The sequence below is a fragment of the Methylobacterium crusticola genome (assembly GCF_003574465.1).
Taxonomy (GTDB): Bacteria; Pseudomonadota; Alphaproteobacteria; order Rhizobiales; family Beijerinckiaceae; genus Methylobacterium; species Methylobacterium crusticola.
In genome coordinates, this window is sequence record NZ_QOWC01000008.1 from 1 (window position 1) to 13,693 (window position 13,693).

A 13,693-nucleotide genomic window follows, 5' to 3' on the forward strand; every position below is an offset into this window, starting at 1 on the left:
CGCGGCGCGCAGCCCGCCCCCGAGGCGCGCGCCGATCCCGGGCCGCGGCGCGCCCTGCGCGGCCGGCGCCCGCTCGCGGGCGGGACCGAGATCGAGCCAGTCCCGGTGCGGACCGGTGGGCTCGGGAGGCGTCGGCCGGTCCGTCACGCCGGGCTAGCGCCCCGCCTGGCGCGGCTCGATCCAGGGGCTCGAGGCCCGCACGGGCGCGGAGACGCGGCTGAAGCGAAGGGCGCGCGACCGGTGCGGGCGCATGTGGCGGCGGACGTGGCCCCGCCGGTGCCAGTGGCGCCGGTGATGCCAGTGGCGGCGGTGCCAGTGCCGCCGGTGCCAGTGGCGGTGGCGGCGCCAGCGCACGGTCTCGACGGCCGAGGGCTGGTCGAGCGCGATGGTGACGGCGGCGCGCGGCATCAGGGGCGAGGCGCCGGCGAGACCGCCGAGGCCGACGATGAGGAGCAGGGCCAGCAGCAGGGGGCGGATGCGCATCGCGACTCCGGTTCCGGGAGCGGGAATGCGCCGATAACGCCAAGCTCCACCGGTCCGTTCCACCGGCCGGGGCCGCGCCGGGCGCGGCCGTCCGGCCACGGCGCCCGGGACGGGCCCGCGCCGCCCGGGCCCCGCCATTCGACAAGCCGGCCGCCGATCGCCTCAGCGAGGCGCCCCGGCCGTTCCCCGATCGCTCCAGCTGGTAGAGGAGGCGAGTGTTCGTCGCCTTGCCGCAGGTTCGAATCCTGCTCGGGGAGCCGGATCGTGCGGGACGCTCAGGCCGCTCAGGCCGCTCAGGCCGCGCGCGGCGTGCGCCAGCGCGCGATCAGCGCCAGGGCCTCGTCGGCGGGCATCGCCCGCCCGAACAGGAAGCCCTGCGCCTCCGAGAAGCCGTGGGCGCGCAGGAACTCGAGCTGCTCGAGGGTCTCGACGCCCTCGGCGGTCGTGGTCATGCGCAGGCTGCCGCCGAGATCCCCGACGATGCGCACGATCGTGGCGCACTCGCTCCGGGTCAGGGAATCCTGCAGGAACGAGCGGTCGAGCTTGATCTTGTCGAACGGGAACGAGCGCAGGGAGCTGAGCGAGGAGTAGCCGGTCCCGAAATCGTCCATGGAGAAGCGGATGCCGAGCCCGCGCAGCTCGTGGAGCTTGTCGAAGACGCCGCTGTCGTCGGCGAGCACGACGGACTCGGTCACCTCGAGCTCCAGGCGCCGCCCGGGCAGGCCCGAATCGGCGAGGGCGCTCGCGACGACGCCGCAGAGGCCGTCGTGCCGGAACTGGTTCGGCGAGACGTTCACCGCCACCCGCACCCGGCTCGGCCACGCCACCGCGTCGGCGCAGGCCCGGCGCAGGACGTACTCGCCCAGGGTGTCGATGAGCCCGACCTCCTCGGCGAGCGGGATGAACTCGCCGGGCGAGATCGGGCCGCGCTCGGGATGGGTCCATCGCGAAAGGGCCTCGAAGGCGCAGACCTCGTCCGTGCGCAGGTCGATCAGCGGCTGGTAATGCACCGCGATCGCCTGCGTGCGCAGGGCCTCGCGCAGCTCGTGCTCGAGCCAGCGCCGGTGCTGGAAGCGGGCCTCCATGGCGGGGTCGAACACGCAGACGCGGCCCCGGCCCTGCGCCTTCGCGTCGTAGAGCGCGAGGTCGGCCTTCGACAGGAGGTCGTCCGCGGTCTGGCCGACGCTCGAGGCCGCGGCGACGCCGATGCTCGCGGCCGACGTCACGACCTTGCCGCCGATGAGGTAGGGCTGGACGAGGCGGGCCAGGATGCCGTCCGCCACCCCGCGCGCCCTCTCCTCGCCGAGGGGCAGGAAGACCGCGAACTCGTCGCCGCCGAGGCGCGCCGCGACCGCGTCCTGCGCCAGGCCCTCGCGGAGCCGGGTCGCGACCTCGCGCAGGAGCGCGTCGCCGCAGGCGTGGCCGAGCGTGTCGTTGACGCGCTTGAAGTCGTCGAGGTCGAGGCACAGGACCGTGAGGACGGCGCTGTCCTCGGCGCGGCCCGCGAGGGCGGAGGCGAGCCGCTCGTTGAAGGAGGCGCGGTTGGAGAGCCCCGTCAGGGCATCGAACATCGCCATGTGGGCGATGCGGGCCTGCGCGCGGTGGCGCTCGGTGACGTCCTCGTGGGTCTCGACCCAGCCGCCGTTGACGATGGGGCGCGCCACGACCTCGACGCGGCGGCCGTCGGGCAGGACCCGGGTCTGGGCGGGGGGCGCCTGCACGATCCGGGCGTGATGGTCGGGCAGCCGCCATCCGGGCGGGATCTGGAGCGGCCCGCGCAGCGCCTCGACGTCGGCGCCGACCCGGAGCGAGGCCGCGGGCAGCCGGTAGATCTCGAGGACGCGCCCGTTCCAGATGGTGAGTCGGCCGTCCGGATCGAACATGCACAGGCCCTGGGACATGTTGTTGAGCGCCGCGTCGAAGCGCGCGTTCTGGTCGCGCAGCGCGCCCTCCTGGCCGAGCAGCTTCGTGTTCTGGACGATGACGTCCTCGCGCAGGAGGTCGCGCTCCTCGAGGGAGCGCTCGAGCAGGACCAGCGCGCGGGCGATGGCCCCGACCTCGTCGCGGCGCTCGGTGCCGATGACGGGGATGCGCCAGTTCCCCCCGGCGACCTCCCGCACGGCGTCGGTGATGCGCCGCAGCGGCCGCGTGATCTGCCGCGACACCGCCGTCGAGACGACGGAGAACAGCAGGATCGCCCCGAGGGCGGCCGCCGCCAGCGTCACGAGCAGCGCGCGGATGTGCCGCCCGCCGAGGCCCACGACCTGCGCGGCGAGCCGGTCGCGCTCGGCGAGCGGGGCGGCGGCGCAGATGCGCACCTGCGCCGCGACGGGCACGCAGCGGCCGGCCGAGCCGGCATGCCCGAAGCTGAGCAGGGGCGAGCCCGGGCGCAGCAGCCCGTCGAGGGGACCCAGCGGACGCCCGGCCGCGGAGAGCACCTGCTCGCCGCGCAGCACCACGACGTCGCGGTCGCTCAGCCGCGAGAACTCGACGAGGGCCGGCTCCTCCGCGCGCAGGTGCCGGTAGCCGACGATCAGCGCCGAGACGTCGGAGAACTCGTCGAGGACGGGCTGGGCGAAGACGTCGACGAGGCCGTCGAGACGCGGCGCGGCCAGCGCCCGCGCGAGGGCGTCGCTTCCGTCCGCGAGCAGGCTGAAGCCGGGGCTCGCGACGGTGCTGCGGCTCGCCGTGAGGGCGCGGAGCTCGGGTGCGAACGCGACCTCGCGCAGGGCCGCCTGGACCTTGAGCAGGTCGGCGTCGAGGCGTCCGGCGCCGAGGGGGCGCAGCTGCGTGTCGACCACGACGGCGCCGTCGATGTCGGCGAGCGCCAGGGCCGGCTGGAGCACCTCGGCGATGAGGACGGTGTTCCCGGACTGGACGGCCTGCGCGACGTCGGCGCGGTGCGCGATCGTCCCGAAGCGCCGGTTCACGTCCTCCCGCATCACCTGGAGGCGGGCGTGGGCGAGGCTGACGTCGCTCAGGAGCCGCTCGGCGAGCTGCGCCTCCGACCAGCGCGACACCTCGACGGCCTGGTCGTGCAGGTCCGTGTCCGCCCTCACCGCCACGAGCGCGACGAGGCACGTCAGCGTGAACGCGGCGGTGGCCAGCGTCGCGGCGACGAGCCTGGTGCTCAGGGAGGCGAAGGACAGCACGGCCGGTCAGTCCCCCAGGGGCACGCCACCCCTGCCGGCCAGGGTCTGCTGCGCCCGGGGGGAGGTCACGAAGGCCGCGAAGGCGCGGGCGTTCGCGTCGACCGTGGACGCCTTGTAGACGAGCGCAAGGGTGATGGCGCTCGGGTAGTCCGGGTCGAAGGGCCGGCGGCCGTCGACCGCCAGCACGGTCGCGCCCTGGTCCAGCGCCACCGAGTAGGGCCCGAAGCCGATGGAGCCCGGCACGCGCTTGACCGTCTCCACGGCGTCCTGCGTCGTCGTGGCGAGCTTGGAATAGGGCGTCAGCGCCAGGTCGCGCCAGCCCGGCATGCTGGCGCGCAGCACGCTCAGCGTGCTGTCCGTCTCCTCGCGGCGCACCACCTTGATGCGCAGGTCGTCGCCGCCGACCTCCTTCCAGTTGGTGACCGCGCCGCCGAAGATCCCGGCGATCTGGGCGGCCGTCAGGCCCTGCACGCTCACCGTGCCGTGGACGAAGAACGCCGACGGGATCTTGGCGACCGGCACCGCGACGAGGCCCTGGGCCTTCTCGGTCTCGCTCAGCGGGCGGGCGATGCGGCCGAGCACGCTGCGCTCGGCGCCAACGGCCGCCACCGCGCCGCCCGAGCCGATGCTCGCCGGGATCGAGGTCGCGATGTCGGGATGGTCCGCGTTGAAGACCGCGCTCAGGGCCTGGAGCAGCTCGATGCCGTCGCCGGTCCCGACGATCGCCAGCTCGGCCCCGCGCGCCGTCCCGGGCAGGATCAGGGCCCCGAGCAGCAGGGCAGTAAGGGGCAGTTTCGTCATCGCCTGTCCAAAGAGCGCAATGGTTCTCGGCCGGCGATCATGGACAGCATATGTTAAGGAATACCGCTCCCGGCAGCGCAACTTGCGCAGGCTGTTCAGCCTCCTGCTTCCCGGGTGAGGCCGTCCTTGCGTCCCGAGCCCGGCATCAGGCCGAGGAGGCGGCCGAGAAGGCTGTCGCGCTGGCGCGCCGGCGTGGCGGCGGCGTGGAACGGGTCGGCGTGACAGGTCGCCCCGCGGGTGGCGCAGAGGAGCTCGACGGCGGCGACCATGCCGGGGGCGCCCGCCGCCACCACCGTGTCGGTCGGGTTCAGGAGCGGAACGTGGAGGGTCGGACGCCCGGCCCGCGTCTCCGGCCCGTCGGCCGCGAGCCCGCTGCAGGTGAGCGTGACGCGGGCGCCCCGCCGGCTCAGCCAGTCGCAGGCCTCCCGCATGTACAGGTCCTCGGCGACCCGGGCGCCGGCGACGACGTGGAGCGGGCGCGCGGGCTCGCGCAGGCTCGCCGCCCGGGCGATCGCCCAGATCGGCGCCCAGCCGACGCCGCCCGCGACGAGGACGAGGCGGCCGGTCCCGGGGCGGTGGTAGGCCGACCCGAACGGGCCGCGGATCCGCACGGGATGGCCCGGCCGGATCCCGACGCCGAGCTGCGAGGAGACCTGCCCGTCGGGGTAGCGCCGGACGTGGAAGATCAGCTCGTTGAGCTCGCCCGACCCGTCGGCGCGCAGGCTCGGGCTGTAGTCCCGAGCGGGAAAGCCGCCGAACTGCACCTTGACGTACTGGCCCGGCAGCCAGGCGGCCCGCCGCGCGAGGGCGACCGTGACCTCGACGATCGACTCCGAGAGCGGCGCGACGGCCTGGACGAGCCCGGCCGAGCGCGTCACGGGCGGCACCTCGTCGAACTCGATGACCGCGTCGCCCGTCACGGTCGCTCGGCAGGCCAGCACCGTGTCGTTGAGCGCCGTGCCCTGCGGGTCGACGTTGCCGTCGTAGAGCCGCACCCGGCAGGTGTTGCACTGGCCGGTGGCGCAGTCGTGCGGCAGGGCGACGCGGCCCGTCAGCGCCGCGTCCAGCAGGGTCTGGCCCGGAGTCGCCGCGATGCGGCGTCCGTTCACGACGAGGTTCGCCTTGGCCACCGTCTCACTCCGTCGAGAACGCGCCCCGGGGCCGCCCGGGGCGCTCGAGCGCCGGGGCGGCCGCGCCGCACCGGCCGGTCCGCGGCAGGAGCTGCCCCGCCCCCCTGCCCCCGGCGGCGCGCCCCGCCGGCGCGGATGGCTCAGTCGACCGACACCACCACCGGGCGCATGTGCCGGGTGTGGCGGGTCTGCGTGTGGTCGAAGGCAGACACCCAGAGGTAGTAGCGGCTGCCGGGCGCGAAATCCTTGTCGTACTTGCTGCCGGCCGCGAGCTTGCGCCTGGCGACGAGCGTCCAGTGGTCGCCGGACCAGTCGGCCGACGCCGTGATGCCGGCCCGCTCGCCGGTGTAGCTGCCGGTGATGAGCACGCCCGGCATGATCGTGCCGACCGGGATCGCGTCGTCCGCCTCCTTGCTGTACGGCACCGTGTCGGAGGCCTCGATCATCCACCATGTCGAGCCCGCGGCGACGCCCGCGTCGGGGTCCGGGTCGACGGGGCCGAGGCCCGCCAGGGTCGCGCGCCAGTCCTTCGGGAGGCGCAGGGGCGTGACCGCGCCCCGGTAGCCGCCCGGGCCCTCGAACGCGAAATTGTACCGGTACATGCTGCTGCCGGGATCGCCCCAGTAGCCCGCCTGGTAGCGCGCCTTGCCGGCCCGCTCGGCGGCGCTCGGCTCGGTGGGCGGCCCGATATGCATGTCCTCGACGACGCCGAGCAGGCCGCCGCGCGCGGCCTTCCACTGCCACATGTCGATGAAGCTGCCGTCGGTCGTGTAGTGGTAGCCGCGGCGGTTGAGCGGCAGGGGCGCGCCGGCGAGGGCGGTCGGCCCCATGTGGGTCGCCCCGCCGGCCCCGAACGCGTCGGAATCGGAGAAGACGACGGCGAGCTTGTCCTCGTAGTAGCGCGTCACGTCGGCCTTGGCCGCGTCCGCGTCCTGGACGTGCCAGCCGTCGGCCTGCTTGACCATCGGCACGCGGCGCAGGGAGCGCGAGGGATCCCACCACCGGAACGCGAAGTAGACGTCCTTGTCGTCGTGCAGCGCCCGGACCTCGACCGTCGTCTCGCCGCTGCCGCCGAAATTCGCGCCCTGCATGGTGCGGACTTGGACCGGGCGCGCCCGGTTCCAGGCGGGATCGGCCAGGAGGCGGGCGAGGTCGGGCGCCGTGTCGACCCGGCGCACGACGAGTTGCGAGCGGCCGGCCACGTCCGCGGCGGCGAGGCCCGCGATGACCGGCAGGCCGACCGCGCTCGCGACGAGGAGCGGGCGCCGCCTGGCCGCGGCCCCGGCGAGCCGCGCCGGGCGGAACAGCCGCAGGAGCTGGTCCCAGCCGCCGTACAGGAAGTGCGTCACCACGTGGACCGCGATGTAGGCCAGCGTGACGAGGGCCAGGGCGGCGTGGATCGCCACGAACCAGCCGCCGTAGCCGAGATAGAGCGCGATGCCGGTGCCGGTCATCGCCAGCACGATGCCGTACATGAGCCAGTGGAGCGCGACGTTGACGCCCGACCAGCGCGCCTGGCGCGCCGCGCGGCTCGAACCCGGGATCGTCGCGGCGGCGATGCGCCGGGGGGCGTTGCGCTCGGCGAGCCCGCTGCGCGCCACGTAGACGACGTAGGCCGAGAGGGCGAAGAACAGGGTGAGTCCGGCGACGAAGTGCACCGTCCAGATCTCGCCCTGGGGCAGGACCGGCGCCAGGAACTTCGACACGACCGCGCTCGGCGCGTCGGCCGAGATGCGCAGGCCCGTCAGCAGGCTCGCCACCATGGCGACGGCCGTGAGCCAGTGGATCAGGATGGTGCCCGTGTCCGAGCGCCGCCGCGGCGTCCCCGCGCCGGCGGCGGCGCGCATCGCCGCCGCGTCCGCGGCCGGTTCGGCCCCGCCGGGAGGCGTACGGTAGAGGCTGACTTCACCACCCGCTGCCATTGTGCGCTCTCGATCGGAGTGACGATTCGAAGCGTAACAGAACAGACACCCGGACACACCCACCCGCCCGGATTTTCTGTTGAGTTCTCGTGTCGGATCCGTCCATCAATCTTGCGCATGCCGGCCGATTTTCATTCTGATATTTTTTAGATAACTTCGTCGTCGGATCAGATGCAGTTTTGCTGGTCTCACGACAAAGAACGATGACAATCTTCTTGTTCGAGAGACACGGCGTCGTTCCGCGCTCGTCTCGACTTTGGCCGATCCTGCCGCGGCGGTGACGCGCAGCTTACGTGGCGGATCGAGCATTCGCGCCGAGAAGCGCGCAGACGGTCGAGAAACTTACTCGAAAATCTGAAATATAAAATTAACCATGACTTATTATCGAAGTACAGATGCTATCCGACACTGAATTGTTCGCGAGAGCACCAGATAAAACCGAATACTTCAGTCGCCGGGACGCGCCGGCCCGCGGCGACCGCCCGCCCGGACCCGCCCCGGGCCGCGCCGCGCCGCCGGGCGCCCCGCGGCGCCCCGCCTCAATCCCCGGCCTCCTGGAGGCGCACCACGATCTCGGGCAGGTGGGCCGCCCCGTGCCCGGCCTCGGCCACGCCGCTGAGGGTGGCGAGGACGCCGGAGGCCACGCCGCGCCGCGCGCCGAGATCCTGCGCCATGGCGACGTAGTAGGTCAGGTCCTTGCGGGCGTTCGCGATCGTGAACCGCATCGCCGAGGTATCCCGGTCCAGCATGTAGGGCCCGACGCGGTCGAGGGCGGCGCCCGCGCCGCCGCCCTGCCGCAGGACGTCGACGAACAGGGCGGGGGCGATCCCGGCCCGCTCGGCGCAGGCCGCCGCCTCGCCGAGCAGGGTGGCGGTCCCCAGGGAGACGAAGTTGTGCAGGAGCTTCAGCGTGTGGCCGGACCCGGCGGGACCGGCGTGGAAGATGTTCTCGGCGAATGCGCGCAGGAGCGGCAGCGTCTCCGCGAACAGCGCCGCGTCGCCGCCGACGAGCAGGTTCAGCCGGCCCTCGGCTGCCTCGCGCGGCGTGCGCGTCATCGGCGCGTCGAGGAAGCGGCCGCCGGCCGCCGCGACGGCCGCCGCGACCCGCTCGGTCGAGCTCGGGACCGCGGTCGAGCAGTCGACGATCACGGTGCCGGGGCGCAGGGCCGTGAGGATCCCGGCCTCGCCCAGGAGCACGTCCTCGACCTCGGGCGTGCCGGTGACGCACAGGATGACGACCTCGCTCCCCCGGGCGAGGGCGGCCCGGTCGGCGTGGCGCGTCGCGCCCAGGGCGTCGAGGTCGGCCGTGGGCTGGTTGCCCGGATGGTCGAGGTAGCCGAGGGGCCAGCCCTTGCGGGCGACGTTCAGGGCGATCCCGTGCCCCATCATCCCGACCCCGATGAGGCCCACGCGCGGCTTCGACATAGCTTGCTCTCCGGATGCGGTTGTCACGCCAACGCACGGCAGACGGCGTCGGTCACCTCGGTGCAGCCCGCCCGCCCGCCGAGGTCGTGGGGGACGGCGCTTCCCTCGCGCAGCACCGTGCCGACGGCCGCCTCGACCCGCTCGGCCGCCGGCACCAGAGCCGGGTCGGCCCGGGCCTCGGCGAGCCAGCGCAGCATCATCGCGCCGGACAGGATCGTGGCGACGGGGCTCGCGACGTCGCTACCCGCGATGTCGGGGGCGGAGCCGTGCGCGCCCTGGAACAGGCCGTGCCGGTCGCCGATCTCGGCGGAGGGCGCGATGCCCATGCCGCCGGCCGTGGCCGCGCCGAGGTCCGAGATGATGTCGCCGAACATGTTCTCGGCCACGATCACGTCGTAGAAGTCGGGGCGCTTCAGCAGGTGCACGGTGATCGCGTCGGCGTAGGCGTAGTCGATCGCGACGTCGGGATAGCCGGCGTGCACCTCGTCGCAGACCGCCCGGAAGAAGGCGTAGGAGCGCAGGATGTTGGCCTTGTCGCAGACCGTGACCCGGCGCTTGCCGTCCCGGGGGGCGCCGTTGCGCGTCCGCGCGAGGTCGAAGGCGAAGCGGGCCACCCGCTCGGTGCCCTTGCGGGTCACCACGAGGGTGTCGGAGGCGAGCTCGCCGCGCAGCACCACGCCGGCCCCGCGGCTGGCGTAGAGCCCCTCGGTGTTCTCCCGCACGATGACGTAGTCGATGCCGCCGCCCTCGAAGGCGCGCAGCGGCGACAGCACGCCGGGCAGGAGCTTCACCGGCCGCACGTTGGCGTAGAGGTCGAGCCGGAAGCGCAGGCGCAGGTGCAGGTCGTTGCCGACCTCGGTCCCGTCCGGGTAGACGATGCCGGGGAGCCCGGCGGCCCCGTGCAGCACCGCGTCGAGGTCGCGGCAGGCCGCGAAGGTGTCGTCCGGCAGGACGTGCCCGGTCCTCGCGTAGTGGCCGGCGCCGCCCTCGAGCATCACGAAGTCGAGGTGCTGCGCCCCGCAGGCCTCACTCAGCACCCGGATCGCGGCCCGGGTCACCTCCGGGCCGATCCCGTCGCCCTCGATGGTCGCGATGCGATAGCTCGCCATGCCGGCATTCCCTTGCAAGGACGGAGTGAGAGGCCCGGAGCCGGGCGCCCGCCGGCGGGCCCCCGCGACCGCGGACCCGCCGCGGCCCCGAGGCCCGGGATTGGGCGGCCGGCGCCCGGGACTACACCCCCGGCTGCGTCGCCGCCATCGAGGGGCGCTGCGCGAAGGCGCCGAACCACGCGGCGGTGCGCGGGTGGGTCGAGCGCCAATCCGCCTCGGGGAAGCGGAAGTCGAGGTAGCCGAGGCCGCACGCGAAGGTGACGGTGCCGATGTCGAGCCGCCCGGCGAGGTCCATGGTCTCCATGCGGTCGACCGCGTCCGTCACCTTGGCGAGCTGCCCGCCGGTCCAGTCGGACCAGCGCAGGGGCTCGGGCCGCAGCACCGCCTCGTAGCGGGCCAGGAGGGCGGCGCCGAGGAGGCCGTCGCCGAGGGCGGCGTCCGTCAGGTTGCGCCAGCGCGCCGCCCCCGAGCCGAAGAAGGCCCCGCCCCCGAGGTCGTCGAGGTACTCGCAGATCACCCGGCTGTCGTACAGGACCGTCCCGTCGTCGGTGAAGAAGGTCGGGACCTGCCCGATCGGGTTGTGCTGCCGGATGCTGGCGTCGCGGGCGACGGGCCCGGCCGCGCTCGGCAGGCGCTCGATCTGGTCCGCGAGGCCGAGCTCGTGGGCGACGACCATGACCTTCCGGACGAAGGGCGAGGCGGGGGAGAAGAAGATCTTCATGGGGGGCGTTGTCCTCGGGGCGTTCTGCCCGGGGACGACGTCCCCGGGGCGTTGGTCGCGGGTCGGGCGCCTCAGCCCGACGCGCCGGCCTGGCCGGTCTGCTGGGACCGGATACGGTGGAAATTGTCGCGCAGGAAGAGGCCCGCGAAGTAGACGTGCTCGCGCATCAGGTCCTCGGCCCGGGCCGGGTCGCGGGCGAGGAGGGCCGCCAGGATGCGGTGGTGGTCGTCGTGCGAGCGCCGGATCACCCCGTAATCGTGCCACAGGATCACCCGGTCGGACACGAACGGGATGGCGTGGGTCTGGCGCACGAAGCGCTCGACCCAGGGATTGCCGGACAGCGAGATGATCGCGTCGTGGAAGCTCTCGTTCATCGCCTGGTAGGGCTGGAGCTCGGCCGGGTCGAGGCGCCCGCCGGCGAGGATGCGGTCCCCGTCAGCGAGGCAGCCGCGCAGGGCGGCGGCGACGGCGTCGGGGACGCCCCGGGCCGCCGCCAGCCGGCAGGCGAGCCCCTCGATGGCGGCCCGGACCTCGTAGGCCGCGAACACGTCCTGCGCGCCGAAGCTGCGGACGGCGTAGCCGCGCTTGGGCTGGTAGTCGACCAGCCGCTCGGTGGCGAGGAGCGTGAGCGCCGCCCGCACGGGCGTGCGCGAGACGCCCAGGCGCGCCGCCAGGGGGACCTCTTCCAGCCGCTCCCCCGCCGGCACGGTCCCGTTCAGGATCCAGCCCCGCAGGATCTCGGTCACGTCCTGGGATCGCGTTCGCATCATGGATACATACAGCCGGCCGAGACGCGTTGAAACCGCGAAAATGCCTTGACTGGCGGCGCTCATGTATCCATGAAGCGGATCGGACGCAACGACCGGAGAGAATCCGTGAGCCGCATCGCGCTCGTGACCGGAGGAGGCCGGGGCATCGGGCAGGAGGTCTGCCGGGTGCTCGCCGGGGCCGGCCTGACCGTCGCCGCCGCCGACATCGACGGCGCCGCCGCCGGCCGCACCGCCGCCGACCTGCCCGGGGGCGGCCACACGGGCTACGCCGCCGACGTGGCGGACGAGGCCTCGGTCGAGACCCTGTTCGCGGCGGCCGAGCGCGACCTCGGGCCGGTCGCCGTCCTGGTCTGCAACGCCGGGAAGCTGCTGCTGCACGAGGGGCGCCGGCCCCTGATCGCCGAGACGTCGCTCGCCAACTGGCAGGACATGCTGGGCGTGAACGCCACCGGGACCTTCCTGTGCGCCCGCGCCTTCCTGCGCCTGCGCGCGGGGCGGCCGGTGGCGGACGGGCGCGTCGTCACGGTCTCGTCGGTGGCGGCCCAGCTCGGCGGCTACAACGCGAGCGCGGCCTACATCGCCGCGAAGGCCGCGGTGATCGGGCTCACCAAGGCCATCGCCCGCGAGGGAGCGCCGCTCGGGATCACCGCGAACGCGGTCGCGCCCGGCCTCATCGACACCGACATGATGAAGCTCGCCGCCGGGGGCGCGGGGGCGACGCCCGCCTCCGCGGCCAACGTGCCGCTCGGGCGGCTCGGGCGCCCGCGGGACGTCGCCGAGGCGGTGGCGTTCCTCGCCTCGCCGGCCTCGGCCTACGTCACCGGCACGACCCTCGACGTCAACGGCGGCTACCGGATGCAGTGACCGCGACGGGACGCGCCGCGCCAACAACGATCTCGGAGGAGGAAACGATGACCCGACGCAACGCCCTGCCCCGGCTCGGGGCCGCCCTGGCGGCCGCCCTCGCGCTCGCAGGCCCGGCGCGGGCGGACGAGCCCGGGCTCACGCCGACGAGCATCCGGATCGGGATGTTCGGCCCGCTCTCGGGCGCCTCGATGGCGTACGGCTTCGACGTGATGAACGCCGCCCGGATGTACTACGACAAGGTCAACAAGGAGGGCGGCGTCCACGGCCGCCGGATCGAGATCGTCCAGGAGGACGACCGCTGCAACGCCAACGACGTGGTGGCGGCGGTCAAGAAGCTCGTGGAGCAGGACGGCGTGTTCCTGCTGAACGGGGGCTCCTGCTCGGCCCCGGTCGTCGCCGCCAAGGACTACGTCGTGCGCTCCGGCGTGCCGTGGGTGATGCTCAACGCCTCGGGCGACGGCGCGCTCTACCCGCCCCAGGCCAACATCTACGGCGCCTTCTCGATCTCGCAGCGCGCCATGGGCGGGTCGGTGGTCGAGTTCGCCACCAAGGAGCTGAAGGCGAAGAAGATCGCCTACCTGAACCACGACGACGCCTACGGCGCCTGGAACCTCGAGGGCGCCCGCTTCCAGGCCAAGGACAACGGCGTCGCGCTGATCCCCGAATCGGTGAACCCGGCCATCACCGACGTGACCGCCCCGGTGCTGAAGCTGCGGGCCTCCGGCGCCGACGCGCTCGTGATCGCCACCTACGCCCGGCCGGCGCAGCTCATCCTCAAGAAGGCGCAGGAACTCGGCTTCAACAAGCCGATCGTCATCGCGGTGAACGCCATCGCCAACCTGAAGCAGCTCGCCGAGAACGTCGGCTCGAAGGAGGCGTTCCGGAACGTCTACATCGAGGAGGTGCTGGCCGCCAAGCCGGGCTCCGAGACGCTCGCCTGGATCTACGACCTCTACCGGGCGAGCTACCCCGACCTCGCGGCCAAGCCCGACCACCCGCAGGTCTACATGCCCTACGGCATCCCGTCCGCCATGACGGTGGTGCGGGCGCTCCAGGCCGCGGGCCCGAACCCGACCCGCGCCAAGGTGATCGAGGCCCTCGACCGCACCGACATCGACACCGGTGTCATGGCGGGTCCCATCGTGCTGACGAAGACCGAGCACGCCGGCCAGAAGGCCTCGATCTACTTCAAGTTCGACGGCGAGGGCCTCACCGCCGTCCCCGGCCGCTTCGCCAGCCGCTGGACCTACCAGGACCAGTAAGGCGCCCCGGCCCGGCGCTGGCCGGGCCGGCCCCCACGCAAACGCCCGGCCG

The 13,693-nt window shown here is 73.7% G+C and carries 11 protein-coding genes and 1 tRNA gene; 3 read left to right on the forward strand and 9 right to left on the reverse strand.

Annotation, left to right across the window (positions count from 1 at the left end; translation table 11 throughout):
- Positions 1–153: 153 nt before the first annotated feature.
- The gene (locus tag DT057_RS09220; RefSeq protein WP_128561795.1) at positions 154–483 is read right to left on the reverse strand and encodes a hypothetical protein; all 330 of its coding nucleotides are present in this window, start codon (positions 481–483) and stop codon (positions 154–156) included.
- A 183-nt stretch (positions 484–666) separates the two neighbouring features.
- On the opposite strand from DT057_RS09220, the gene DT057_RS35450 reads away from it, so the two are divergent.
- A tRNA-Thr gene (locus DT057_RS35450) sits at positions 667–740 on the forward strand.
- Between the two features lie 36 nt (positions 741–776).
- Here DT057_RS35450 and DT057_RS09225 read toward each other — a convergent pair.
- From DT057_RS09225 to DT057_RS09260, 8 genes are all read right to left on the reverse strand, one after another.
- Positions 777–3,635 (reverse strand): putative bifunctional diguanylate cyclase/phosphodiesterase, encoded by a 2,859-nt coding sequence (locus DT057_RS09225; protein ID WP_128561796.1) that lies wholly within the window; start codon positions 3,633–3,635, stop codon positions 777–779.
- A gap of 6 nt (positions 3,636–3,641) precedes the next feature.
- Positions 3,642–4,436 carry a substrate-binding domain-containing protein gene (locus tag DT057_RS09230; RefSeq protein ID WP_128561797.1) on the reverse strand — a complete coding sequence of 265 codons (795 nt, stop codon included), beginning with the start codon at positions 4,434–4,436 and terminating at the stop codon, positions 3,642–3,644.
- Positions 4,437–4,531: 95 nt separating this feature from the next.
- Entirely contained in the window at positions 4,532–5,566 is a 1,035-nt protein-coding gene (locus DT057_RS09235; RefSeq protein ID WP_128561798.1) for a 2Fe-2S iron-sulfur cluster-binding protein, read from the reverse strand.
- Positions 5,567–5,706: 140 nt separating this feature from the next.
- Entirely contained in the window at positions 5,707–7,413 is a 1,707-nt protein-coding gene (locus DT057_RS09240; RefSeq protein WP_238313423.1) for an ethylbenzene dehydrogenase-related protein, read from the reverse strand.
- A 614-nt stretch (positions 7,414–8,027) separates the two neighbouring features.
- Positions 8,028–8,912 carry an NAD(P)-dependent oxidoreductase gene (locus DT057_RS09245; protein WP_128561800.1) on the reverse strand — a complete coding sequence of 295 codons (885 nt, stop codon included), beginning with the start codon at positions 8,910–8,912 and terminating at the stop codon, positions 8,028–8,030.
- Between the two features lie 23 nt (positions 8,913–8,935).
- Positions 8,936–10,021, reverse strand: a complete 1,086-nt coding sequence (locus tag DT057_RS09250; RefSeq protein WP_128561801.1) for an isocitrate/isopropylmalate dehydrogenase family protein — start codon at positions 10,019–10,021, stop codon at positions 8,936–8,938.
- A 121-nt stretch (positions 10,022–10,142) separates the two neighbouring features.
- The gene (locus DT057_RS09255; RefSeq protein WP_128561802.1) at positions 10,143–10,742 is read right to left on the reverse strand and encodes a glutathione S-transferase; all 600 of its coding nucleotides are present in this window, start codon (positions 10,740–10,742) and stop codon (positions 10,143–10,145) included.
- 71 nt (positions 10,743–10,813) lie between these two features.
- Positions 10,814–11,488 carry a GntR family transcriptional regulator gene (locus DT057_RS09260; RefSeq protein ID WP_203236231.1) on the reverse strand — a complete coding sequence of 225 codons (675 nt, stop codon included), beginning with the start codon at positions 11,486–11,488 and terminating at the stop codon, positions 10,814–10,816.
- 129 nt (positions 11,489–11,617) lie between these two features.
- Between DT057_RS09260 and DT057_RS09265 the strand changes: the two genes are divergently transcribed.
- Both DT057_RS09265 and DT057_RS09270 read left to right on the forward strand, forming a co-directional pair.
- Positions 11,618–12,376, forward strand: a complete 759-nt coding sequence (locus DT057_RS09265) for an SDR family NAD(P)-dependent oxidoreductase (protein ID WP_203236232.1) — start codon at positions 11,618–11,620, stop codon at positions 12,374–12,376.
- Positions 12,377–12,423: 47 nt separating this feature from the next.
- Entirely contained in the window at positions 12,424–13,641 is a 1,218-nt protein-coding gene (locus tag DT057_RS09270; RefSeq protein WP_128561804.1) for an ABC transporter substrate-binding protein, read from the forward strand.
- Positions 13,642–13,693 lie beyond the last annotated feature (52 nt).